This window comes from Pseudomonas sp. NPDC089406, from assembly GCF_044900265.1.
Classification (GTDB): Bacteria; Pseudomonadota; Gammaproteobacteria; order Pseudomonadales; family Pseudomonadaceae; genus Aquipseudomonas; species Aquipseudomonas fakonensis.
Genome location: NZ_JBJDNC010000045.1, coordinates 21,310 through 44,788, shown reverse-complemented (window position 1 = coordinate 44,788; position 23,479 = coordinate 21,310). Strand labels below are relative to the sequence as shown.

Annotated in this window: 19 protein-coding genes; 11 read left to right on the top strand and 8 right to left on the bottom strand. The window is 58.6% G+C overall.

What is annotated here, in order from left to right:
* Positions 1-87: 87 nt before the first annotated feature.
* From ACI2KK_RS24470 to acnA, 5 genes are all read right to left on the bottom strand, one after another.
* On the bottom strand, positions 88-813 hold the full coding sequence (locus tag ACI2KK_RS24470) for an ABC transporter substrate-binding protein (RefSeq protein WP_404670962.1): 726 nt from the start codon (positions 811-813) through the stop codon (positions 88-90).
* Positions 814-826: 13 nt separating this feature from the next.
* Positions 827-2,080 (bottom strand): OprD family porin, encoded by a 1,254-nt coding sequence (locus tag ACI2KK_RS24465; RefSeq protein WP_404670961.1) that lies wholly within the window; start codon positions 2,078-2,080, stop codon positions 827-829.
* A 73-nt stretch (positions 2,081-2,153) separates the two neighbouring features.
* Positions 2,154-3,374, bottom strand: a complete 1,221-nt coding sequence (locus ACI2KK_RS24460) for a lactonase family protein (protein WP_404670960.1) — start codon at positions 3,372-3,374, stop codon at positions 2,154-2,156.
* 71 nt (positions 3,375-3,445) lie between these two features.
* Complete coding sequence (prpF, locus tag ACI2KK_RS24455; protein WP_400620732.1) at positions 3,446-4,594, bottom strand: 2-methylaconitate cis-trans isomerase PrpF; 1,149 nt, start codon at positions 4,592-4,594, stop codon at positions 3,446-3,448.
* Positions 4,594-7,221, bottom strand: a complete 2,628-nt coding sequence (gene acnA / locus ACI2KK_RS24450) for an aconitate hydratase AcnA (protein ID WP_400620729.1) — start codon at positions 7,219-7,221, stop codon at positions 4,594-4,596. The genes prpF and acnA overlap by 1 nt, the downstream gene beginning before the upstream one ends.
* A gap of 294 nt (positions 7,222-7,515) precedes the next feature.
* On the opposite strand from acnA, the gene ACI2KK_RS24445 reads away from it, so the two are divergent.
* The 7 genes from ACI2KK_RS24445 to fecE all read left to right on the top strand — a co-directional run bounded on the left by ACI2KK_RS24445 (position 7,516) and on the right by fecE (position 15,031).
* A complete protein-coding gene (locus ACI2KK_RS24445) occupies positions 7,516-8,835 on the top strand; it encodes a CitMHS family transporter (RefSeq protein ID WP_400620828.1) in 1,320 nt (439 codons plus the stop codon).
* A gap of 88 nt (positions 8,836-8,923) precedes the next feature.
* Entirely contained in the window at positions 8,924-10,231 is a 1,308-nt protein-coding gene (locus ACI2KK_RS24440; protein WP_404670959.1) for an MFS transporter, read from the top strand.
* 46 nt (positions 10,232-10,277) lie between these two features.
* Complete coding sequence (locus tag ACI2KK_RS24435) at positions 10,278-11,225, top strand: FCD domain-containing protein (RefSeq protein ID WP_404670958.1); 948 nt, start codon at positions 10,278-10,280, stop codon at positions 11,223-11,225.
* Positions 11,226-11,363: 138 nt separating this feature from the next.
* Positions 11,364-12,284, top strand: coding sequence for a Fe(3+) dicitrate ABC transporter substrate-binding protein (locus tag ACI2KK_RS24430; protein WP_404670957.1), 921 nt, complete (start codon positions 11,364-11,366; stop codon positions 12,282-12,284).
* Complete coding sequence (gene fecC, locus ACI2KK_RS24425; protein WP_404670956.1) at positions 12,281-13,276, top strand: iron-dicitrate ABC transporter permease FecC; 996 nt, start codon at positions 12,281-12,283, stop codon at positions 13,274-13,276. Before ACI2KK_RS24430 ends, fecC begins: the two co-directional genes overlap by 4 nt.
* Positions 13,273-14,241, top strand: a complete 969-nt coding sequence (locus tag ACI2KK_RS24420; RefSeq protein ID WP_404670955.1) for an iron chelate uptake ABC transporter family permease subunit — start codon at positions 13,273-13,275, stop codon at positions 14,239-14,241. Before fecC ends, ACI2KK_RS24420 begins: the two co-directional genes overlap by 4 nt.
* A gap of 4 nt (positions 14,242-14,245) precedes the next feature.
* Positions 14,246-15,031 (top strand): Fe(3+) dicitrate ABC transporter ATP-binding protein FecE, encoded by a 786-nt coding sequence (fecE, locus tag ACI2KK_RS24415; protein WP_404670954.1) that lies wholly within the window; start codon positions 14,246-14,248, stop codon positions 15,029-15,031.
* 77 nt (positions 15,032-15,108) lie between these two features.
* On the opposite strand, the gene ACI2KK_RS24410 is transcribed toward fecE, so the two are convergent.
* Positions 15,109-15,519: a hypothetical protein gene (locus ACI2KK_RS24410; RefSeq protein ID WP_400620825.1), complete on the bottom strand. Its 411-nt coding sequence runs from the start codon at positions 15,517-15,519 to the stop codon at positions 15,109-15,111.
* Between the two features lie 184 nt (positions 15,520-15,703).
* Between ACI2KK_RS24410 and ACI2KK_RS24405 the strand changes: the two genes are divergently transcribed.
* Genes ACI2KK_RS24405 through ACI2KK_RS24395 form a run of 3 tightly spaced genes read left to right on the top strand, consistent with a single transcriptional unit; the run spans position 15,704 to position 21,459 of the window.
* Entirely contained in the window at positions 15,704-18,901 is a 3,198-nt protein-coding gene (locus ACI2KK_RS24405; protein ID WP_400620708.1) for an efflux RND transporter permease subunit, read from the top strand.
* On the top strand, positions 18,894-20,060 hold the full coding sequence (locus ACI2KK_RS24400) for an efflux RND transporter periplasmic adaptor subunit (RefSeq protein WP_404670963.1): 1,167 nt from the start codon (positions 18,894-18,896) through the stop codon (positions 20,058-20,060). The genes ACI2KK_RS24405 and ACI2KK_RS24400 overlap by 8 nt, the downstream gene beginning before the upstream one ends.
* Complete coding sequence (locus ACI2KK_RS24395; protein WP_400620702.1) at positions 20,044-21,459, top strand: efflux transporter outer membrane subunit; 1,416 nt, start codon at positions 20,044-20,046, stop codon at positions 21,457-21,459. The genes ACI2KK_RS24400 and ACI2KK_RS24395 overlap by 17 nt, the downstream gene beginning before the upstream one ends.
* 152 nt (positions 21,460-21,611) lie before the next feature.
* Here the strand turns inward: ACI2KK_RS24395 and ACI2KK_RS24390 are convergent, their stop codons facing one another.
* Complete coding sequence (locus tag ACI2KK_RS24390; protein WP_400620699.1) at positions 21,612-22,517, bottom strand: LysR family transcriptional regulator; 906 nt, start codon at positions 22,515-22,517, stop codon at positions 21,612-21,614.
* A gap of 87 nt (positions 22,518-22,604) precedes the next feature.
* Here ACI2KK_RS24390 and ACI2KK_RS24385 point away from each other — a divergent pair, with 87 nt between their 5' ends.
* On the top strand, positions 22,605-23,138 hold the full coding sequence (locus tag ACI2KK_RS24385; protein ID WP_404670953.1) for an SRPBCC domain-containing protein: 534 nt from the start codon (positions 22,605-22,607) through the stop codon (positions 23,136-23,138).
* A gap of 54 nt (positions 23,139-23,192) precedes the next feature.
* Here ACI2KK_RS24385 and ACI2KK_RS24380 read toward each other — a convergent pair whose 3' ends face one another.
* Positions 23,193-23,456 carry a LysR family transcriptional regulator gene (locus ACI2KK_RS24380; protein WP_400620695.1) on the bottom strand — a complete coding sequence of 88 codons (264 nt, stop codon included), beginning with the start codon at positions 23,454-23,456 and terminating at the stop codon, positions 23,193-23,195.
* Positions 23,457-23,479 lie beyond the last annotated feature (23 nt).

Below are 23,479 nucleotides of genomic sequence, written 5' to 3'. Positions count from 1 at the left end.
TACGACATCGGCGGCCTTGGCCATCTTGCTTATTACCTCAGTTATCACGGTTTGAAGCAGGCGAGACGCACCTGCAGGCTATCGACCTCAGCGAGGTGCGCTGACGTCTGTTTGTCCACTGGCCAGTAACGCGCCTCGGACGAAACCCTCGGCAAGTCGTCGCTCGACGAAATCCCGGACATAGGCTGCTCCCGCATCACGGCCGCGTGGCACTGCGACTGCTTGGCGGATAGCGGTGAAGGCTCCCTGCATCACCCGATAATTCGGATTCTTGGCTGCGATTTGTTCCAGCGGTTGTCTGACCCCGGCGGCAGCATCCAGGCCTTGGTCAATGAATAGGTCTACTGCGCCTGCAGACGTGTCAGCTCGGTGTAGCTCTGCATGCTGCAACGTACGTGACAGGTACAGGTCGTAAGCAGCGCCGTTGCCTACCGCAAGCCGAATACCAGGTTGATCCAGGTCCTCGATTTTGGAATAGGGCGACTCGGCCTTTACCAGATAGGTCCCTTCGATAAGTACGTAGGGTTCACTGAAGCTGATCTGGGCGGCGCGGACAGGCTCGATAGCCAGGAAGGCCAACGTCCACGCGTTGTCTTCAAGTGCAGCGAATACCTTCCCGGCCGCGTCGTATGTGCGCAATTCGAGACCTACGCCCAGCTCTTCGGCCAGCGATTTAGCAAGTGCAACAGAAACACCATGCGGTTCTCCGTCAGCGCCTGGCTGAGCCAGCACTGGGTTACCGAAGTTGATCGCCGCACGCAGAATGCCGTTGGGCGCCAGGTCCTTGAGAACCTGCTGGGCAATAGGGCTCATACCTTCTCCTGGGTTAGAAAATTGGGAATGTGTAGGACACGATCAGGCGGTTTTCATCCGCGCCACGTGCAAAGCTCGATCGATAGCTCGCGTTACGCCACCGGACCGATACGTTCTTCAGGGCACCGGATTGCACCACATACTGCAGTTCAGTGTTGCGCTCCCATTCATGGCCCTCACCGGTGATGGTCGCTGCGTCGGCCTGGTCGCCTCGCAGGTAGCGGGTCATGAAGGTCAAGCCAGGAATGCCGAGAGCCGCGAAGTTGTAGTCGTAGCGCAGTTGCCAAGACCGTTCACCGGGCTCGGCGAAGTCGTTGAGCTGGACGAAGTTGACCAGGTAAGGATCAGTTCCATCGAGATAGGGCATGGAGGTAGAACCGTTCATCTTTTGAAGTCCCAGACCAAGCGCATGTCCGCCCAAGCTGTAGGTGAACATGCCGGAAATTGCTCTGCTATCGATACGTCCGCCCAAAGCTCGACCGTCATCGTCGCTATCCATGTAGCGAAAATCAGCTTTGATCTTCCCGGGGCCCACTGGAATCGAATAGTTCGCCCCCACGAAGTGTTGGTGGTAGACCTGTTCCAGCTCTGCATATTGATAGGTCAGTAGCAGGTCTTTTGTGAGCTGGTAATCCAAGCCGCCCAGCCAGAAGGCGTCACCTTCGGCATTGCCTGTGAAACGGCGGTTTTTGTTGTTTAGTGTGATCGGTACGCGGTCTGTCGAGTCGCGATCGGTTTGGCGCTCGAAGCGGGCACCGATGAAGGACAGCGAATCGAATTCTTTGCTGGTGAGCAGGCCGCCCTCAAAGGTCTGGGGAAGGAGGCGGCCAGTGTTGGCCTGAACAGTGGGCAGCTTGGGGATCAGAGTGCCGTATTTAAGCTCTGTCTCGGATAGGCGCATCTTGCCAGTCAGGCCCAGGCGGCTGAACTCGTCGGCTGCGCGACCATCATCATGGGTCGGCAGCAGGCCGGTACCGGTTCGATCGGGACTTGAGTCCAGCTTCAGGCCGAGCATGCCCAGAGCATCGACCCCAAAACCGACTGGCCCTGGTGTGTATCCGGACTTCGCATCGAGAATGAAACCATGGGCCCATTCTTCGCGCTTTGACTGGCCAGCACCGTCACGGAAATCGCGGTTGATGTAGAAGTTCGTCGTTTGCAAGGTGACCTTGCTGTCGTCGATAAAGCCATCCCCATAGGCCGTAGCTGCGGCCAGGCAAGGAGTAACGGCAAGAAGCTTGCAACCAATCTTATTTTTGTTATGCATGTGTTGCTCCATCAATTGGAACGTGGGGTATAGGCGTGCCTCCCGGCACGCCAGGATCAGGAAAAACTGAGGTTCAAGCGGTGCGGAAAATCATGCAGACCGGGCTCCCGGTCTCGATCTGATGCTCCAGCAAGCCCAGTTCGCCTTTCGGGCTAATGGAGAATGTCTTGATGTTGTCGCTGTCTTCGTTAGCGACGAACAAGAAGCGACCGTTAGGGGACGCGGTCATGAACCGAGGCTTCTTGCCCTGGCTAGGTACATTGCCGATCGGGTTGATCTTCCCGGTAGGCTGATCCACCGAATAAATGGTCACGCTGTCATGCCCGCGATTGGAAGAGAACAAATGTACTCCATCCGGTGCCATGACCAGCGCTGCTGCACGGCTGTCCCCTACAAAGTCCTGAGGGAGGGCTGGAACCATCTGGAATGGAACCAGGGAGCCGTCATTCTGGTTGTAGCGGTAGCTGGTGATCGTGCTGTCCAGTTCGTTCACGACGTAAGCAAATGACCCGGTCGGAGAGAACACCACATGTCGAGGTCCGGCCCCCTCGCGTGTCTTGATTTCATGCGCTAGTTCAGGCTTCAGTGCGGTCCCGTTCTGCTTCAAATCGAACACAAAGACTTTATCCAGTCCTTTGTCCGGGACCACCAGGAAGCGGCCCGATGGATCGCGTGGGATCATGTGCGGGTGGGAGCTCGCCTGCTCGATCTTGTGCGGGCCAGGGTTGCCCGGAAGGTCGTATTTGCTGATGACGGGTTGCAGGTGGCCGGTCTTATCGAACGGCAGCATGACAATGCTGCCGGTGGCATAGTTGGCCACAGCGAGGAATTTGTTGCTCTTGTCCACGGTGAGGTGGACGGGGTTGTTCCCTTCGCAACTAACCGAGCTCACCTTCGTGAGCGTTCCGCTGGCTGGCTCAATTTGGAATGAGCTGACAGTGGACTGGTCGCCATGCACGCAGAACAGCAGGCTCTGGGTTTGGTCGAGGCACAGGAAGGATGGATTGGTCAGATCGCCGACGGTTTGAACCAATTCGGAGCGACCTGTCTGCGGATCATGTCGATAAACCGTGATGCCTGCACCGCGGGCGTTACGCTCGCGAGTAGTTCTGGAGCCCACATAGACAATTTGGGTTTTGTTCGAGTTGGCAGGCTGCATAGAGTTCTTCTCAGGTCCTGATTTGGCATCTGCCGCTCCCGCGCCGAGGCCCAGAATGGTTGCCGCAGCGACGATGGAAGTAGAAGAGAGCAGCGTGCGTCGAGTAATGGCGGGTAAGAACGGTGATGGGCACATAGCAAAATCTCATCGTTGTTTTTGTTGTGATGAGTACCGCCGACCTTCGAAGGTCGGCGGTAGCTGAGCAATCAGTACTTCGACGGTACGAGCACCCAGCCTTCCATCAGACGACGGGCGCTTCGGCTCATGACGGCCTTGTCCACAATCCAGTTGCCATCGACTTGGGTGGTCTGCGCGCCTACGGCAACGGTGCCGGCGGTGTGGCCCATGTTGACTTGGCGTTCACCGATATCGCCGACGATACGGTTGACCAGCGTGCCTTCCAGAGCGGCCGCCACGGCAACGGCTACAGCGCCAGTGCCGGTGATTGCGTGGTGCAATTTGCCCATGGAAAGGATGCGGGCGATCACATCGATCTCGCCGGCTTCGACTGTCTTGCCACCGGCAGCGCCGTAGGTTTGCGGCGGAGCTACCAGGCAGAGCTTCGGCGTGTGAGGGCGAAGGCGCGTTGCTTCTTCAGCGGTAGCCGCCAGACCCATGGCCACGGTGCAGTGTGCGCGGATGGTTTCCAGCGACTGCAGCAGTTCGGCGTTGCCGTTGACCTGATCTTGGGTCTCGGTCCCGGTCAGGCCAACGCGCTGGGCATCGACGAAGATCGTCGGGTTGCCTGCGTTGAGCAATGTTGCCGGCAAGCCTGGGAAGCCAGGGATATCCAGTTCATCCACAACATTGCCGGTTGGCAGAATGCTGCCGCCCGAACCGCCAGGCTGAAGGAATTCCACGACGATTTCGGCAGCAGGGAAGGCGACGCCATCCAGCACGAAATCACCTTCTTCAACGACCTCGCCATCCTTCATCGGGACATGGGCGATGATGCGTTTCTGAATATTGGCCTGCCAGATGCGGATGGTGGCGATGCCGTCACGAGGAGCATCGACGAGCCGTTGGCGAATGGCGAATGGGCCAACGGCTGCGCTCAGGTTGCCGCAGTTACCGGACCAGTCGACCACCGGGTTTTCGATTGCCGGGGCGCCGAACAAGTAATCAACATCGCAATCGGTACGACCCGATTTACCGATGATGACGACCTTGCTGGAGCTGGAGGTGGCAGCACCCATGCCGTCGATCTGCTTGCCATAAGGATCTGGGCTGCCGATGACGCGAAGCATCAGTGCATCACGCTCGGGGCCTGCAGCCGGAACATCTTGCTCCAGGAAAAAGACGCCCTTACTGGTGCCACCGCGCATGAATACGGCAGGGATTCGAACTTGAGTCATTACACTGCTCCTTCCAGTTGCTTAGCTTGTGCAGCCTTGTCCATGCTCTCCACCAGCAGCTGCGGCAGCAGGCCGCCGCGGCGGAAGTAGCGCACGTCTTCATGCGTATCCAGGCGGCTGGTGACGGTTACGTTTTCAGTGGTGCCATCTGCACGCTCAATGACGAGTTGCAGCTTGTCGCCAGGCGCGAAGGTGTCGTCGATGCCTTCTACCGAGAACTTCTCGTGACCGGTCAGGCCCAGCGTCTTGCGAGTTACACCTTCTGGGAACTGCAGCGGGAGGATGCCCAGGCCAGCCAGGTTGGTGCGGTGGATGCGCTCGAAGCTCTCGGCCACGACAACGCGTACGCCCAGCAGGCGAGGGCCTTTGGCTGCCCAGTCACGCGACGAACCGCTGCCGTACTCCTTGCCTGCCACTACGATCAGAGGCTGCTTGCGATCGGCATAGGCTTGGGCGGCTTCGAACACGGTGCTCACGCGGTTTTCCGGCAGCAGCAGCGTCCAAGGGCCTTCGCGGCCGTCAGTCATCAGCTCGTTCTTCAGGCGGGGGCTTGCGAAGGTGGCGCGCTGCGCGGCTTCGTGGTTGCCGCGACGAGTGCCGTAGGAGTTGAAGTCATCAACACCAATGCCATGGCCTTTGAGGTACGAACCTGCGTCGCTGTCCGGCAGGATGGCGCCCGACGGCGAGATGTGGTCAGTAGTAATGTTGTCCGACAGCATCACTAGAACGCGCATGTCTTTCAGGTCGCGTTGAGGGTCGGTAGCAGTCAGCTCATCGCTCCAGTACGGCGGCTTGCGGATGTAAGTGCTGCTCTGGTCCCAAGCGTACTGATCGGTAACGCCGGCGCGCAGGTCAGAGGCGATGACGCCCGCTTCGCGAGGTACCGAGCTGTAGGCCTTGTCGAACAGGTCGGCCGACAGTGCTTTCTTCTCGATCTCGTCCAGCTCTTGATCCGAAGGCCACAGCTCGCTGAGGTAAACCGGCTTGCCTTCGGCGTCGGTGCCGAGCGCATCCACTTGCGGGTCGATGCGGTAGGTGCCAGCGATCGCGTACGCCACGATCAGGGGAGGGGACATGATGAACACTTCACGAGCCAGCGGGTGTACGCGACCTTCGAAGTTGCGGTTACCGGAGGTAGCGGCAACGGTCTCCAGCTTACGAGTGCGGATTTCGTCCTCGATCTCTTTGCTCAGCAGAGGGCCGGACATGCCGTTGCAGGTGGTGCAGCCGTAGCCAACAACGTTGAAGCCCATGTTGTCGAGGTCCACGTTCAGACCTGCACGGTCCAGGTAGTCGGCGACCACCTTGGAGCCGGGTGCGAAGGAAGTCTTGACCCATGGAGCACGACGCAGACCGCGCTTGAGTGCATTGCGGGCGACCAGGGCCGCAGCGATCACACCACGAGGGTTGGAGGTGTTGGTGCAGCTGGTGATAGCGGCAATTACGACCGAGCCGTTATCCAGGCCGGTAGGGATGTCTTTTGCTGCTTCGCCTTTACCCAGCAGGATGCGCTGGTGAGGTTGTTTCGGGCCGGCAATCGCACGACCAACGGTGCTCAGGTCGAGGGTGACGACACGGTCGTACTCGACCGACTCCAGGCTGTCATGCCACAGACCTTGATGCTTGGCATAAGCCTCCGTCAGCTCGGCAATCTCACCGCCGCGACCGCTGAGTCGCAGGTAGTGCAGGGTGCGATCGTCGATCGCGAACATTGCTGCGGTAGCGCCGAACTCAGGAGCCATGTTGGACAGGGTGCCACGGTCCGCCAAGGATAGGGCGGCAACGCCTGGGCCATGGAATTCCAACACGCTGCCGATTACGCCGGCTTTGCGCAGGCTTTCGGTCAAGGCAAGTGCGATATCGGTAGCAACGTAGCCAGATGGCGGAACGCCTTCCAGCCGGACGCCGACGATTTCTGGAACCCGCATCATCAGGGCTTTGCCCAGCATTGCGGCTTCTGCCTCGATACCACCAACACCCCAGCCCAGTACACCGATGCCATTGATCATGGTGGTGTGGCTGTCAGTGCCGACTAGCGTGTCAGGGAAGGCCCACAGATCACCTTCGGTTTCGCGTGTACCGATGACGGTGGTCAGGCGCTCCAGGTTTATCTGGTGAAGGATGCCGTTACCGGAAGGCACGATCGACAGATTGTTGAAGGCCTTGTTGCACCAGTCGAGGAATGCAAAGCGTTCGGCATTGCGCTCGCGCTCGATGGCTTCGTTATCGGCCAATGCGCTGGCATCACCCCATCGCTCTACGTTCAGCGAGTGGTCCACGACGAGGTGAGTAGGGGTGACTGGGTTTACCTGGCGTGGATCACCGCCTGCTTTTGCTACTGCGTCACGCAGGCCGGCCAGGTCGACCAGGGCAGGGGTGCCGAGCAGGTCCTGAAGCACCACGCGAGCGGGGCGGAAGGGGATGTCGCTGTTTTTAGAGCGAGTGCAAATTACTTTCAGCGCCTCGTTCGGCTCTGCCTCGGTACGCAGGACGTTCTCAGCGAGGATCCGGAGGCTCATTGGCAGGCGGGCGAAGTCGCCGCCTATCGCTTTTACAGCTTCCGATACGTTGCAGACGCGGTACTCGCGACCGTTTACGGCCAGGGTTTGGCCAATGTGCTTGCTCATGCCGGGGACCTCACAGGCGTGTTTTTTGTGAGGTGATATTGCACTTTGTCTAAACTTGAGTCAATTTATCTCCAGCAGAAAAACATCGCTCGAGCGCCGAATGGTCACCTTGAAGCCTGAAGAACGGCCATTTATCTGCCTGCCAGCCTTTCCCGCACAAAGACAAAAACGAGGAAATTCAAGATGAAATGCAATCAGACCTACCGTAAATCCGCCCGGCACCAGTCCGCTCAGTCCCTTTCGTTCCGCTAAAGCTTGGCTTCGCGGCACTAAAACAATAAGGAGAGAGCCATGCTGCTGACCGTGCTCGGTTTTTCGATGGTCACCTGTTTCATGTACCTGATCATGACCAAGCGGCTTACCGCCCTGGTTGCCTTGATCGTGGTACCGATCGTGTTTGCCCTGATTGGTGGCTTCTATGCCGGCCTGGGCGGAATGATGCTCGACGGCATCAAAACGTTGGCGCCGACTGGTGTCATGCTGACCTTCTCGATTCTTTACTTCGGCATCATGATCGACGCGGGACTGTTCGATTCATTGGTGCGCTGCATCCTGAAGATCGTGAAGGGTGACCCGCTGAAGGTGTTGGTCGGAACCACGATTCTGACCATGCTTGTGTCCCTGGATGGCGACAGTTCCACTACCTACATGATCGTGGTCGCCGCATTCCTGCCGCTTTATCAGCGCCTGGGAATGAGCGTTCTGGGCCTGACCTGCGTGGTCAACATCGCCAACGGCATCATGAACATCTCCCCATGGGGCGGCCCTACTGCCCGCGCTGCGGCTGCGCTGCATGTCGACGCTATGGACATCTTCCTGCCGATGGTGCCGTCGATGCTGCTGGGCTGCGCTTGCTTGCTCTTCATCGCAATTCTGCTGGGTCGACGTGAGCGTGCGCGCCTGGGCGTGATTGCCGTGGATGATTTCCACAACGGCTCTATCGCGTTGGGTAATGGTTCGCACGAAGAGTGCGATCGCAATCGCCGCCCGCACATGTTCTGGCCCAACCTGCTGCTCACTGCAACGATGATTGGCGTGTTGATGGCGGGTATCGTGCCGATTCAGGTGCTGTTCATGGTCTGCTTCGCAATCGCGGTGATGATCAACTACCCGCACCTGGAGCAGCAGAAAGAACGTATCTCAGCTCACGCGGGCAACGTTCTCGCGGTGACTTCGGTCATTTTCGCCGCAGGCATCTTCACCGGCATTCTTTCAGGTACCGGGATGGTCGATGCGATGGCGAAAGGGCTGTTGGCAGTCATTCCTGATGCGTTTGGACCATACATGGCGGTGTTCACTGCCTTGGTCAGCATTCCATTCACCTTCTTCATGTCCAACGACGCCTTCTATTTCGGCATCTTGCCTGTGATCGCTCAGACCGCCGCTACCTATGGAATCTCGCACTTGGAGATCGCTCGGGCATCGGTGGTGGGTCAGCCTGTCCACTTGCTCAGTCCGCTGGTGCCTTCGCTCTACCTGCTGGTGGCGTTGGCGAAAGTCGATCTGGGTGACCACCAGCGCTTTGCGTTGAAGTGGGCGCTCCTGGTGAGCATGGCCATGTTGGTAGGTGGCGTGATGTTCGGAGCATTCCCGCTCTATCACTCAGCTTCGTGAGTCGGTGGCTGGCCGTCGGCTCTGCTGGCGGTCGGCTGCCGGTGCTTGTAGCCGGCGCAACCGCGCCTAGAAAAATAAAGGTGTAACCATGCCGTACCGTAGAGCCTGGATTGCTGTATTTCTGTTCTCTCTGGCGATGATCAATTACATGGACCGAATTGCCCTGTCCATCGCTGCCAAACCCATCGCCGAGGAATTCAATCTCAGTGCAGTCGGCATGGGATACCTCTTTTCCTCATTTATCTGGAGTTATGCGCTCTTCCTGATTCCTGTTGGTCTGCTGATCGACCGCTACGGCGCCAAGCGCATCGGTGGTTTCGGTATTCTCGTGTGGTCGGCAGCTACGGCGCTGACCGGGGCAGCGATGAACTTCGCTTCGCTGCTGGCTGCGCGGCTTGTTATGGGCGCCGGTGAATCGGTCAGCAACCCGGTCGGGGCTAAGGTGATTCGTGAGTGGATCCCGAGCCAGGAACGCGGCACCATCACCGCTGTTTTCAACAGCGGCTCGTACGCTGGGCCAGCGATTTGCTCGATCGTTCTTGCGATGCTGGTCGCCAGTGTAGGATGGCGCTGGTCCTTCGTGATTGCCGGCGGCATCGGTTTCGTCTGGCTGTTGGCTTGGTACCTTTTCTACGGCAAGCCTGAAGATGTGAAGTGGCTGAGCAACCAAGAGCGTAAAACCATCCTGGACTCGCGCTCCGGTGGTGGCAAAGCGGGTGGTGCTGCAGTCGCTCCGTATGGTCTTAAGCGCCTGCTGAAGATTCCGACCCTCTGGGGTCTTGCTCTGACCCAAGGCTGCAACGTTTACACCCAATACCTCTTCCTGACCTGGTTGCCGAGCTACCTTCAGCAAGAGCGTCATTTGACGCTGGAAAAAAGCGGTCTGGTGACTGCTATCCCTTATGCTGCCGCTGTTGTGCTCTGCATCGGCCTGGGCAAACTCAGTGACTGGTACCTGACTCGTGGCGGGGGTGTGAGCTCGGGTAAGCGCCGCAATGTAATTGCGATCTCGATGCTGATTGCGAGTTGCATCCTTTTGGTGCCATTCGCTGACTCTACTGCATCGCTGGTCTTGATTTCGTCGCTGACCTTGGCAGGTATTGCTTCGACCACTTCGCTGAATTTCTCCCTGCTCAATGATCTGCTGCCAAGTGCCGGGGATGTTGGTCGTGCGGTAGCGTTCATTGTTGTTGGCGGTAACCTCTTTGGTGTGGCGGCTCCTATCGTCACTGGCTACGTTGTCCAAGCCACAGGCTCGTATAACTGGGCCTTCATGATCGCAGGCATCCTACTGGTGGCTGGTGCGGTTATTGCACTGACTATGACTCGTAAGCCAATGGTCCCAGCTACAGTTGAGTCCGAACCCCATTTGGAAATGAGCCCGCAAAAGGCATAATGTAGGTGCTGTGGGGCTCGTCTCAATGGAAGAGCCCCACAATCCCATGCCCCAACTCGGAAAAGATATGAATCTGACGCCTCTTCAAGCCCGCGTAGCTCGCGATATCGTTGCCTATGTTCGCCAAGAACAACTGGCTGCGGGGCATCATGTCTCGGAGCTAGGACTGGCCAAGGCTCTGAAGACGTCTCGGACTCCTATCAAGATTGCTCTGAACTACCTCGCTGAGCGAGGAATGCTGAGTCAGGACCGTAATCGCGGTTTTTTCCTGGCCAAGCCCTATGATGATCTGGCTGAGATTGCCCAAGATCTGTCGGTCTCCATCGACGACCCGATCTATCAGCAGATCGCGGTGATGCGACTGAACGGACAGATTCCTGAGCAGTTTGCTGAAACGGACCTGATGCGTTTATTCAACATTTCACGCTATATGCTGCGTGGGGTGTTGAGCCGCATTCAACAAGAAGGCTGGATTGAGCAGCGTGCCGGCCAAGGCTGGCAATTCCTGCCGATGATCGACTCCGTCGAAGCCTATGAAGAAAGCTATTCCTTCCGAGCGATCATTGAGCCGGCAGGACTCCTCGCCCCAACGTTCATGGTCGACACAGAAGCCCTGGCTCGCTGTAAGAAACAGCAGCAGTTCATTGCAGATGGCGGATACCTGACCATGACGCCTCAGGAGCTATTCGAATCGAATGCTCAGTTTCACGAGACGCTTGCCAGTTTTTCCGGCAATAGATTTCACGTCCAGACGGTTCGTCGTCTCGACCAGCTTCGCCGGCTGGTAGAGTACCGTCAGGCTAGCAAGCGCGCACCTCGGCGAGAGCAGGCGGTTGAGCATCTCGCGATCCTTGCTTGCCTTGAAAAAGGTGATCGGCTGGCAGCAGCTGACCATATGCGTAAGCACCTGGAGCAAGCTCGCCGGCATAAAGTCGCAGCTGAGTTGTTTGAGGTAGTTGAGCTGCCTGTTGAGGCTGCTGTTGAGTCGGCCTGAGCTGACAGTCCGAACCGCTCGTTCTGTGCCGTTGTCTTTCCGCTTTAAATCGCGCATCGCTGACCTTTTGCGTCAGCGTGCGCCCATCCGCTCCGCACCTGTCGATATCCGGCAGAGTGACGTCACCAAGGGACCACTATGCGAACCCCCGCACCACTCAGGATTCTTTTTTCCTGCGCGTTGATTGCTTTCTCCTGCATCAGCCATGCAGCCCCCATCGAAGTGAATGATGGTCAGCACACAGTCAAACTGGCGGATGCGCCGAAGCGCGTGGTGGTCCTTGAATTTTCGTTTTTGGATAGCTTGGCTGCCGTAGGGGTTACTCCCGTCGGTGCCGCTGATGACGGCGATGCGCAGCGGGTGCTTCCCAAAGTTCGCGATGTCATTGGAACGTGGACGTCGGTTGGGCTGCGCTCGCAGCCAAGCATCGAGCAGATTGCATCGCTCAAGCCAGATTTGATCGTGGCTGACCTGAATCGACACGAAGCACTATATGACGACCTATCCCGTATCGCTCCGACTCTGATGTTGCCATCTCGGGGAGAGGATTACGAAGGAAGCCTGAAGTCAGCTCAGCTGATTGGTGTAGCGCTGGGCAAAGGCCCTGAGATGGAAAAGCGAATCGCTAAAAACCGTGCCCACCTTGCTGAGGTGGCAAAGCAGATTCCGTCCGGGGTTACCGTCCTGTTTGGTGTCGCTCGTGAAAGCAGCTTCTCTCTGCATGGCCCGGCGTCGTACGCCGGCAGCGTGCTGTCCACTATCGGTCTCACCGTTCCAGCTGTCCGCCAGGGTGCTGCACCTACGGAATTTGTAAGTTTGGAGCAGCTGCTGGCCCTGAACCCATCATGGCTTCTGGTGGGGCACTACCGTCACCCAAGCCTTGTTGATACCTGGAGCAAGCAGCCGCTGTGGAGTGTTCTCTCTGCGGTGCGTGATCAGCATGTGGTCGATGTTGACGGCGATACTTGGGCACGGAACCGCGGTGTGATGGCATCTGAGCAGATCGCGGACGAGGCGTTGGCTGCACTGAAAGGTCCCCAGGTCGCCCGTAGCCAATGAGTTACCGTAGTCTACTTGCCAGTGTGATGACCCTCCTCGTTGGGGCAGGGTTGTTTTGGTTTTCGCTGTTCACCTGGTCACCCTTCACGCTGACAGCCGTTGATGCCTGGAATGGTTTGGTGCATCAGGGGACCGTAGGTGGAAACATGGCCTACGTCGTCTCACAAATCCGTGTGCCTCGCACTCTCTGCGCAGCACTGGTGGGAGGGAGTCTCGGGCTTGCCGGGGCGCTGATGCAGGGCATCACGCGAAACAGTCTCGCCTCACCCTCGCTTTTCGGGGTGACCGCGGGTGCGGCTACCGGTCTGGCTTTGTTCTCTACCGGCTTGATTGCGCCTATGTTCCCGGGTGGTGCTTTGCTGATGACCTGCATTGGTGGCGCATTGGCCTGGGTTACCGTGTTTAGCCTTGGTGGTGCTTGGTCACAAAGCACGTCGCAAGGGCGCCTAGTACTGGCAGGAGTGGCCGTGGCGGCACTGTGCGCTGCGCTCACCCGGCTCACAGTCATTCTGGTCGAAGCCCAGGCGCAGAGCGTACTGAACTGGCTAGCGGGTTCGCTTGCAAACGTCACTGATGCGCAACTGAACATACTCTGGCCGTGCGCATTGGTGGGTACATTGTGGGCACTGATGCTCGCGCCTCGACTGAACATCATCAATCTAGGTGAAGATGCAGCTCGATCACTTGGAGTGAGCATCACTGCGCTGCGATTGCAGGTGTTTGCGATCAGTCTGCTACTGGTTGGGGCTAGTGTCTGCGCTGTGGGGCCGGTTGGGTTTGTGGGGCTGATTGCCCCCAACATTCTTCGCCAGTTCCTGGGCAACGATTATCGTTGGCTGGTACCGCTGAGTGCTGCCCTTGGTGCTGTGATCGTCTTGGCAGCTGATCTGGTGGGGCGCATGGTTGCTTTCCCGGCCGAAACACCCGCCGGAGCTGTCACTGCGATTGTTGGTGCGCCGTTCTTCCTGTTTCTCGCAAGGCGCAGCTTATGAGCGTGGGTCGCATTCGCCTGGCAGTTCTTGTCGGCTTGTTGGTGTTGGCGGCGTTCGCCAGCTTGAGCATCGGAACCACCTGGTTGAAGCCTGAGGCAGTTATTGAGCGGCTGGTCGCTCACGACGGCGCCGACTTTGAGGTGTGGAATCACCGTCTGCCTCGAACAATCCTTGCTGTCCTGGTCGGTGCAGCGTTCGGCTTGGCGGGCGCCATCGTCCAAGGTGTGATCCGTAATCCGCTCGCTTCGCCGGAGATCCTTGGTGTCACGCAGGGGGCTGGCTTGGCGCTTACCGTGGCGATCATTGGCTGGGCGCAAATTTCGCCTATCTGGTTCCCATTGATTGCATGCGCCGGCGGGGCTGCGGGAGCATTGCTGCTGATCGGCTATAACGCGGGCATCAGCTTTTCAGGCGTTCGCTTTGCGCTGTCAGGGGTGGCTATTGCGGTCACGTTGGCAAGCATTACCGAGTTTTTGATTCTGTCCCATCCTCTGGATATCAACACCGCTTTACTCGCGCTCACTGGCAGCATCTGGGGGCGGAACTGGCACCATGTGGCCCTAGCCACGCCGCTGCTGGTGTTGATCCCAGCGGGAATGCTGTTGGCGAAGTCCTTGAACCTCATCGCCTTGGGAGATGAGGCGGCGCATAGCCTGGGCGTGCGGATGGGACCTAATCGGGGGGTGGCAATCGGCTGCGCCGTGCTCCTGACAAGTGTAGGTGTGGGGATCATCGGCCCCGTTGGTTTCATCGGGCTCGTTGCGCCTCACATGGCCCGGCGACTCGTTGGTGGTCATCACCAACATCTGATTCCTGCAGCGATGTTGATCGGTGCAGTGCTGCTGGTTTCGGCCGATACGATCGGGCGAGCGTTGATTGCACCCAGCGAGATTCCCGCCGGCATCTTCACCGCAGTGATAGGTGCGCCTTATTTCCTGTGGCTGCTGTCACGGTTCAAGAGCTAACGACATGAGCATTATTCAGGCACACAGCGTCGACGTAGGGTATGGCACGTCACCGATTGTCAAAGGGCTGTCCTTCTCACCGCCGGCTGGAAAGGTCACTGCGTTGATCGGCCCAAACGGCTGTGGAAAGTCGACATTGCTTAAAGCCCTCGCAGGAATCATCCGGCCCTCGGCTGGGTCGGTGTCGGTCGATGGAAGTCCGTTGCCCCGATTGAAAAACCAAGAGCTCGCACGTCGAGTGTCTTTCCTGCCGCAGGTGTTGCCAATCCCTGAAGGGGTGAGTGTCCGTCAGCTCATTGCCTACGGCAGAAGTCCGCACAATTCTTTTTGGGGGCGGCTGAGTGGAGCGGACAAGGGGCATGTCGATCAAGCGATCAAGCGGATGGAGCTGGAGGCGCTCGCAGTCCGTCCACTTTCCGATCTGTCCGGCGGCCAGCGTCAGCGTGCCTGGTTAGCCATGGTGCTTGCTCAGGACACAGAAGTGGTGTTGCTGGACGAGCCTACGACCTACCTCGATATCTGCCATCAGGTTGAGCTGCTTGACCTCATGCAAGATCTGGCTAGGGAAGGGAAGACCGTCATTACGGTGCTCCACGACATCAATCAAGCGTGTCGGTACGCAGATCACATTGCGGTAATGCGCAAAGGAATCCTCGTGGCTAATGGTAGTCCCACCGAAGTTATGAGTGTCGACTTGGTAAGGGAGGTCTTTGAAGTGCAGGTTCAAATTGTAAGTGAACCTGTTTCAGGTACGCCTATGTGCGTAGTAGAGAGGAGTTCGAGGGGGTAATAAGGAAGTGGTTTGTCTGCATGATTCCTCTCTTGTTTTGCTTGTTGAGGATCATGGATGCAGACATACAGCTTAAATCATCCCGCCATGCAGTTAACATCTGGCGAGTGCGCCAAAGGCTTATCTGAAGCATTATACAATGTGACCTTGTACTCCTGGCCCAGGCTGCTTTCTACCAATGTATAGTGCTTGCCTGCTTTAAAGTCTTGGTAGGTGACGCTAGCGTTACAGGTAGCGCCGTTGCTGTCGCCTTCGCCCTCCACAAAGAGGGTAGCCCCCAGCGTATGCTTGCCTGCCGATACCTCAAAGAATCGACCATCATCGAGCCGCTTGCCATCCACGGTCTCGGCCATTACAGTCGTCGTGGGCTCCTCCTTAAGGCCTATCCAGGCCTCGTCCGCGCTGGCTTTTGGTATCTGGCCGGCGCAGCCGCCCAGTGTGCTCAAGACCCCGAGCAGTGGTACAACTAGCCGCCATTTTGTGCCTATTTTGATCCCCATACGATTTCCCTCAGATGCTGCTGTGATTGATTTTTCTATGATGGTCGGTGCAATCGCTGGCGGCAAGTGAAGACTCGCCATAGATTTCCTAAATTTACTTTAATGGAGGTTTAACAGTAAGTTTTTAAGAAGTCGTGGAAGACTGCGCCGATTCAAGTTTCGGAGACTCGGCATGCTCGGTCTAGTGAAAACTGCACTTCACAAGCCTTACACTTTCTTAGTGTTGGCGATAGTGATTTGCATAGTGGGTCCTTTGGCGGCGGTACGTACGCCAAGCGATGTTTTTCCAGACATTGGGATACCCGTCATTGCGGTTGTTTGGCAGTACGCAGGTCTTGCTCCGGATGCTATGTCGGGCAGGGTTGTCTATACCTATGAGCGTGCACTTAGTACTACCGTCAACGATATCGAACACATCGAATCGCAATCGCTGCCAGGTATGGGCATCGTAAAGATCTTCTTCCAGCCAAGCGTTGACATCCGAACTGCCAACGCCCAGGTCACCGCCGTTTCGCAGACCGTGCTCAAGCAGATGCCAGCTGGCATCACGCCGCCGCTGATCCTCAACTACAGCGCCTCCACCGTGCCGATCCTGCAGATGGCGTTCTCCAGCCCGACGCTGTCCGAGGCGCGCATCCGCGACCTGGTGCAGAACAGCATCCGCCTGCCGCTGACCTCGGTGCCCGGCCTGTCGATGCCGACCCCCATGGGCGGCAAGCAGCGCCAGATCACCCTCGATCTCGACCCCCAGGCCCTGGCCGCCAAAGGCCTGTCGGCCCAGGACGTGGCCAGTGCGCTGGCCGCGCAGAACCAGATCATCCCGGTGGGCACGGCGAAGATCGGCCGCAACGAATTCACCGTGCTGTTGAACAACAGCCCCAGCGCCATCGATGAACTCAACGACCTGCCGGTCAAGGTCGTTGACGGTGCACAAATCACCATCGGTCAAGTGGCCCACGTGCGTGACGGCGCGCCGCCACAGACCAACATCGTGCGGGTCGATGGCCGCCGAGCGGTGCTGATGCCGGCGTTGAAAAACGGCAACAACTCGACCCTGTCGATCGTCGACGGCATCCGCGGCATGCTGCCGCGCATAAACGAAACCCTGCCACCGGAACTGAAGACCTCGCTGCTCGGCGACGCCTCTACTGTGGTCAAGGAATCGGTCGGCAGCGTCGCCCGCGAGGGCGTCATCGCCGCGCTGCTGACCAGCGCCATGATCCTGCTGTTCCTCGGCAGCTGGCGCTCGACGCTGATCATCGCTGCCTCGATCCCGCTGGCGGTGCTGTCGGCGATCGCCTTGCTGGCGGTCAGCGGGCAGACCCTCAACGTGATGACCCTCGGCGGCCTGGCGCTGGCCGTGGGTATCCTGGTCGACGACGCGACGGTGACCATCGAAAACATCAATTGGCACCTCGAACAAGGCAAGACGGTCAGAACGGCGATCCTCGATGGTGCCAAACAGATCGTCGGCCCTGCGTTCGTGGCGCTGTTGTGCATCTGCGTTGTATTTGTTCCGATGTTCATGCTCCAGGGCATCGCCGGATACCTCTTCCGGCCCATGGCATTGGCAGTGATGTTCGCCATGGGGAGCTCTTTTATTCTGTCGCGCACTTTGGTGCCGACCCTGGCCATGTTCCTGCTCAAGCCGCACCGGGTGGAGCAGGGCGAGGGGCGGCACCCGGAGGATGCGTACCTCAACCACCACGAAGGCGATAAGTCGGCCAACCCGTTGGTGCGCCTTCAGGCTGGTTTCGAAGCAGGCTTTTCCCGACTACGCGATGGCTATCAGGGCTTGCTGGAACTGGCTCTGACCAACCGAAAGCGCTTCCTGCTCGGCTTCCTCGGTTGCGTGTTGGCCAGTTTCGCGCTGCTGCCAACATTAGGTCAGGACTTCTTCCCCGAAACCGATGCCGGGGCCATGGCTTTGCATGTGCGCTTGCCTTTGGGCACGCGCATTGAGGAAAGCGCTGCAGCGTTCGATCGCATCGAAAGCCGCATTCGCGAGGTGCTGCCGGCCGACCAGGTGGACTCGATCATCGACAACATCGGCCTGCCCATCAGCGGTATCGACATGGCCTACAACACCAGCGGCACGGTCGGCCCGCAGGATGGCGATATCCAGGTCTCGCTCAAACCCGGCCACGGCCCGACCGCCGACTACGTCAAACGCCTGCGCGAAGTGCTGCCGGACAGCTTCCCGGGCACCACCTTCGCCTTCCTGCCGGCGGACATCAGCAGCCAGATCCTCAACTTCGGCTCGCCGGCGCCGCTGGACGTGAAGGTCTCCGGGCCGAATGATGCCGCCAACCGGGCCTATGCCGCCGAGTTGATGCGCCGCCTGAAGCATATTCCCGGCATCGCCGACCTGCGCCTGCAGCAGTCGGAAAGCTACCCGTCGTTGCAGGTCAACGTCGACCGCAAGCGCGCTGCCGAGCTGGGCATCACCGAACGTGACGTCACCAGCAGCCTCGGCGCCTCGCTGGCCGGCACCTCGCAGACCGCGCCGACCTACTGGCTGAACCCTGCCAACGGCGTGTCCTATTCGGTGGTCGGCTCGACTCCGCAGTACCGCATGAGCAGTATCGCCCAGCTGGAGGCGCTGCCTATCACCGGCAGCAACGGCCACACCGCCGTCCTCGGCGGCATCGCCAGCCTGGCGCGCACCGACACCGCCGACGTGGTCAGCCACTACAACATCACCCCGACCTTGGACCTGTACGCCAACGTCCAGGGCCGTGACCTGGGCGGCATCGCGGCAGACATCCAGCACGTCATCGACGACACTGCGCAGTTACGCCCGAAAGGCGCGACCGTCAGCCTGCACGGCCAGATCACCGCGTTGCACGAAGCCTTTCACGGCCTGGGCCTCGGCCTGCTGGGCGCGGTGGTGCTGATCTACCTGCTGATCGTGGTCAACTTCCAGTCCTGGGTCGACCCGTTCGTGATCATCACCGCGCTGCCCGCCGCGCTGGCCGGCATCGTCTGGATGCTGTTCATCACCGGCACCACGCTGTCGGTGCCGGCGCTCACCGGGGCGATTCTTTGCATGGGCGTGGCCACCGCCAACTCGGTGCTGGTGGTCAGCTTCTGCCGCGAGCGCCTGGCCGAGCATGGCGATGCCATGAAGGCTGCCATGGAGGCCGGCTTTACCCGCTTCCGGCCGGTGCTGATGACGGCCCTGGCGATGATCATCGGCATGCTACCGCTGGCCCTGTCGCAGGAGCAGAACGCACCCCTTGGCCGCGCGGTGATCGGCGGCCTGATCGTCGCCACCTGCGCCACCTTGTTGTTCGTCCCCGTCGTGTTCAGCCTGGCCCACCGCCGCTCAACCCCTCACGCTGTCGTTGGAGAAAACCTGCATGCCTAGTCGCTCCGTAGCTGATCGTCGGCGCCTGAAGCTCATGGGAGGCGCCGGCCTGGGCCTGGCGGCCCTGGTCGTCGCGCTGGGGGTGTATGCCCGTCAGCACCAGGCTGCTGCAGTGCAGGCCTGGACTGAAAGCCGGGCGACACCGGCCGTGGTGACTTTCACCCCATCCATGAATGCTGCCGGCGAAACCCTGAGCCTGCCCGCGCACTTGCAGGCCTGGAACATGGCGCGGGTCAATGCCCGAGTCAGCGGTTACCTGAAAAGCTGGCAGGTGGACATCGGCACCACGGTCAAAGCCGGTCAGCCGCTGGCGGAAATCGACAGCCCCGAACTCGACCAGCAACTGGCTCAGGCAAAAGCGCAACTGGCGCAGCACCAGGCCAGTGCCTCGCTGGCACAGAGCACTGCCGAACGCTGGAAGCACCTGTTCGACAGTCATTCGGTGTCGCGCCAAGAGGTAGACGAGAAGGTCGCTGCCGCCGCCGTGGCAAGTGCCGATGCGGAAGCAGCGCAAGCCGAATATGCGCGCCTCAAGGACCTGGCGGCCTACAAGACCATCCGCGCCCCGTTCACCGGCACCATCACCGCCCGCAACGCGCAGATCGGCCAGCTGATCAAGGCCGACAGCGATAACGCCACTTCGCTGTTCGACATTGCCGACACCCGTCGCCTGCGTTTGTACGTACCGGTACCGCAGAACTACGCCAGCCAAATCTTGCCAGGCATGCAGGTGCATCTCTCGGTACCGGAGCGCCCCGGTCAAACCTACTCAGCCGAGTTGCTCGGGACCTCTACGGCGGTCGATCAAAGCTCTGGCACGCTGCTAGCGCAGTACGCAGTTGAGAACACCATTGGCGCCTTGCTGCCGGGTGACTATGCCAATGCCAACATCACTTTGCGCAGTGATGCCCAGGCCGTGAGTATTCCCGCCAGCGCTCTTATTTTCAGGGCCCAAGGGCCACAGGTAGCGGTACTTGACGCCCAGAGTAGGGCGCATCTGCGGAGTATCCATATCGCTCAGGACCTGGGAAGCAAGCTGATCGTTGATCGTGGGCTGAGCTTGAAAGACGAGGTGGTAGATAATCCGCCCGATGCTCTTCGGGACAATGATGCGGTGCACAGCGTGACCTCCGGAGGTGCACATGAGCCCTCTGTTTAAGTGTTCAGGCTTACTGCTGATCCTGGCCTTGCAGGGCTGTTCGCTGGCCCCTCATTACCAGGTGCCTCAGGCTGAATTGCCGGCTCATTATGGCGAGCGTGTAGGTGCCTGGCAGATGGTGGGCAAAGAACAGATATTGCCCGCGCAGTGGTGGACGTTATTCGAAGACAAGCGGCTGAATGAGCTTCAGGTGCAACTTGAGGCGTCGAATCCAGACCTCGCCGCTGCAGTGGCGCACTACGATGCGGCCGCAGCTTACGCGCAAGGCTTGCATGGCGGCCTTTGGCCGCAAGCGAGCGCGAGTATCGCCCCGCTACGACAGCGGCAGTCGGACCGTCGGCCGTTGCGTGGTGATACCCAGCCATCAATCTACAACAGTGATACCGCTGGGCTGAGCTTGAACTTCGACCTCGATCTCTGGGGGAAGCTTCGTAACCAGGTAGCCGCAGGTGACGCTCAAGCCCAGGCTTCTGGGGATGACTTGGCTGCGGCGCGGTTGAGCCTGCAGAAGCAACTGGCTGTGCTGTATGTTCGATTGCGAGGCTTGGATGTACAGCATCATCTTCTGGGTGATGCGCTGGCACATCGGACTCAGTTGCTCACGCTCATTCAAGATAGGTTCCAAGGAAATATAGCGAGCGAGTTGGATCTCGACCGAGCAACGGCGCGGCTGGCAGAGGCGAACGCGCAGGTGGATGAGGTCGTAGCCCAGCGCCGCCTGGCGGAACATGCGATAGCAGAGCTCGTGGGTAAATTGCCCAGCGAGTTCTCGCTTGCTGACGATCAGGCGCTCTTGGAGCCACCCCAGATACCGCACGATCTGCCGAGCAAGCTGCTGCAGAGTCGACCCGATATCGCAGCCGCCGAGCGACGTGTATATGCGGCCAACGCCAACATCGGTGTTGCCCGAGCGGCGTGGTATCCAGACTTCAGTCTAACGGGACTTGTCGGCGGACAAACCCAGGGCTCTGGAAGCTTGTTGGCTTCGGCTAACCGCTTCTGGGCGGTAGGCCCTGTACTGCAGTTGCCCATTTTTGATGGGGGAAAACGAGTCGCTGATGAGCAAAAAGCCTTGGCTGAGTTCGAGGAGGCTGCAGCGTCCTACCATGGCAAGGTGCTTCATGCTGTGCGGGAGGTTGAAGATAACCTGGCTCAGATCAGCGACCTTGCTCAACAAGCCAGGGACGTGAAAACCGCCGCAAGTGCCGCCGCAGCAGCAGAAAGCATTGCTATGAATAGCTACAAGCAGGGAGCAGTAAGCTTGCTCGACGTTATCACTGCCCAGTTGGATGCACTGCAGACGAAGCAGGATCTTCAACGGCTACAGACTAAGCAGGTAGAAGCATGCATTGGCTTGATGGTATCGCTTGGCGGCGGGTGGGCTCAGCAGCCAAGCTGATACTTAGTAAGTTCATTTGCGACATTGTCAGCGGGAGGAGGATCCACAATCTTTTTTCAGCCGTGGTACTGAACGAACTGGCCAGAAATCGTAATGCAGCGTACCGAAGCTTGATCGGCGAGGAGCCGGACGCTCTTCTGTACTTCCCGCCCTCAGAGCGTAGTTGCTGTTTGTGCCATCAATGCACGGAGCCAGCGATGACCTGCATCGCGCGCAGTTCTCTCGTGCCAAGCCAGCAGTTTGCTGAAGCCTGGGATATCAACGGGTGGATCAACGATCGCGAGCCCAGTCTGCCGAATTGCCAGGCGGTGAGGTACAACAGCGATCAGATCGCTTACCGACAGGATTTCTGGCAGAACCAAAAAGCTCGTGACCGATACCGTGACTCGCCTCGCCCTGCCAATTCTTCGTAAGGCCTCATCGGTCACCCCGCAGAATCCTCCGCCTGATGGGGAAACCAGGACATGGTCCAGTGCGCAGAATCGATCCAGAGAGAGCGTGCTCGATTTGGCATCGGGATGATCGGCGCGCATGACGCATACATAGCGCTCGTTGAAAAGAAACTCGGTGTGAAGACCCGGCACTGCCGCATCGGTGTCGACGAGCGCTATATCAACATCGCCTCGATCCATCTGTACGTGGAGCAATTGGTCATCGATCGGTAAAACCGAAATTTTGATATTTGGCGCTTGCTGACGAAGGGCGCTCAAGAACGGGACTACGATTGCCCGCAACGCGTAATCGGTCGAGGCTACTTTGATGATCATCTCTGCGGTCTGAGGATCGAATGAATCAGGTTGCAGCATGCCTTCGACATCCGCTAGCAACTGCTTAACAGGCCGAGCAAGCGCTTCAGCCCGAATGGTCGGCACGATACCTCGTTGAGCTCGGACAAAGAGGGGGTCATCGAAGCTTTCGCGCAGCCTGTTGAGCATGCCAGTGACGGCCGGCTGCGTGAGGGAGAGGCGCTCAGCTGCTCGCGTCACGCTACGTTCATCCAGAAGAGCATCCAATGCCCTGAGCAGATTGAGGTCCAGTTTCCTGATATCAGCAGCCATGATGGATTGAATAATTTTTCACGATTGGAGTTATTTCACTCTAGCATTCATGCTGATGTAAATCCATTGCATCCAGGAGTACGCATCATGAATGAAATCATCTGGCCTGAAGGTTATCTGCCTGGCTTCACAGAAAACTTCGCCTCCAATGAGATGATTGTCACAGGTCTGTCAGCTGAGGAAATCTGGCCGCTACTCAGCCAGGCTGCCAAGTGGCCGTCCTACTACAGCAACTCAGCGAATGTGGTTTTCCATGACCATGGCGGACCCGATTTGAAGGAGGATATGCGCTTCTACTTCGAGACGTTCGGTTTTCCCGTCGAAGCCCAGTGCAATGAGTACCTGCCTCCTTCGGCTACCAATCCTGGGCGCATCGCATGGCACGGATGGGCAGGTGAGGGCGACACACGGCTTGATGTGCATCACGCCTGGCTGGTTGAGAACCTGCCGCATGGCCGAGTCCGCATCCTCACGCAGGAGACGCAAAAGGGAAAACCTGCAATAGAGTTGGCCAACGCCGAGCCCAATCCTATGATCAACGGCCATCAAGATTGGCTAAAGGGGTTGATTAAAGCGGCGCGAGAGGCCAAGCAGGCCTCTCTCGGTGATGAGTCGGCTTGACGTTCAATCGTCTGCTCGACGCCTTCTGAAATTCACTGTGACTGAAGCATCGTTTCAGGATCGTGAAGGTACTATCAGTCGGTCGAGCTCCTCAAAGATTCGTTCAACGCCTTCAGCGATCACTTTTGCCCGTTCAGTTGCCACCACTCCGCCCGCACTCTGCACCAACAGGGGATCACACAAAGCTAGCCTTAGCCTGGTCAACATTGCATCCATGACAGCTTGCGGTACTCCGATCTGCATAGCTGCCGCTTCAACGTCTTGTTCTCCCAGGAGGGCCCGCAATGCACGGAGCAGGTTCAAGTCAAAATTGCGCATGTGTCATCCCCTCTCATCAAGCT

Bases quoted from the DNA above. Each gene is read 5' to 3' on its own strand.
- ACI2KK_RS24420 (WP_404670955.1), top strand. From the start codon at position 13,273: ATGAGCGTGGGTCGCATTCGCCTGGCAGTTCTTGTCGGCTTGTTGGTG.
- ACI2KK_RS24385 (WP_404670953.1), top strand. From the start codon at position 22,605: ATGAATGAAATCATCTGGCCTGAAGGTTATCTGCCTGGCTTCACAGAA.
- prpF (WP_400620732.1), bottom strand. From the start codon at position 4,594: ATGACTCAAGTTCGAATCCCTGCCGTATTCATGCGCGGTGGCACCAGT.
- fecE (WP_404670954.1), top strand. From the start codon at position 14,246: ATGAGCATTATTCAGGCACACAGCGTCGACGTAGGGTATGGCACGTCA.
- ACI2KK_RS24400 (WP_404670963.1), top strand. From the start codon at position 18,894: ATGCCTAGTCGCTCCGTAGCTGATCGTCGGCGCCTGAAGCTCATGGGA.
- ACI2KK_RS24465 (WP_404670961.1), bottom strand. From the start codon at position 2,080: ATGCATAACAAAAATAAGATTGGTTGCAAGCTTCTTGCCGTTACTCCT.
- ACI2KK_RS24390 (WP_400620699.1), bottom strand. From the start codon at position 22,517: ATGGCTGCTGATATCAGGAAACTGGACCTCAATCTGCTCAGGGCATTG.
- ACI2KK_RS24395 (WP_400620702.1), top strand. From the start codon at position 20,044: ATGAGCCCTCTGTTTAAGTGTTCAGGCTTACTGCTGATCCTGGCCTTG.
- ACI2KK_RS24430 (WP_404670957.1), top strand. From the start codon at position 11,364: ATGCGAACCCCCGCACCACTCAGGATTCTTTTTTCCTGCGCGTTGATT.
- ACI2KK_RS24460 (WP_404670960.1), bottom strand. From the start codon at position 3,374: ATGTGCCCATCACCGTTCTTACCCGCCATTACTCGACGCACGCTGCTC.
- ACI2KK_RS24405 (WP_400620708.1), top strand. From the start codon at position 15,704: ATGCTCGGTCTAGTGAAAACTGCACTTCACAAGCCTTACACTTTCTTA.
- ACI2KK_RS24435 (WP_404670958.1), top strand. From the start codon at position 10,278: ATGCCCCAACTCGGAAAAGATATGAATCTGACGCCTCTTCAAGCCCGC.
- ACI2KK_RS24440 (WP_404670959.1), top strand. From the start codon at position 8,924: ATGCCGTACCGTAGAGCCTGGATTGCTGTATTTCTGTTCTCTCTGGCG.
- ACI2KK_RS24470 (WP_404670962.1), bottom strand. From the start codon at position 813: ATGAGCCCTATTGCCCAGCAGGTTCTCAAGGACCTGGCGCCCAACGGC.
- fecC (WP_404670956.1), top strand. From the start codon at position 12,281: ATGAGTTACCGTAGTCTACTTGCCAGTGTGATGACCCTCCTCGTTGGG.
- ACI2KK_RS24380 (WP_400620695.1), bottom strand. From the start codon at position 23,456: ATGCGCAATTTTGACTTGAACCTGCTCCGTGCATTGCGGGCCCTCCTG.
- acnA (WP_400620729.1), bottom strand. From the start codon at position 7,221: ATGAGCAAGCACATTGGCCAAACCCTGGCCGTAAACGGTCGCGAGTAC.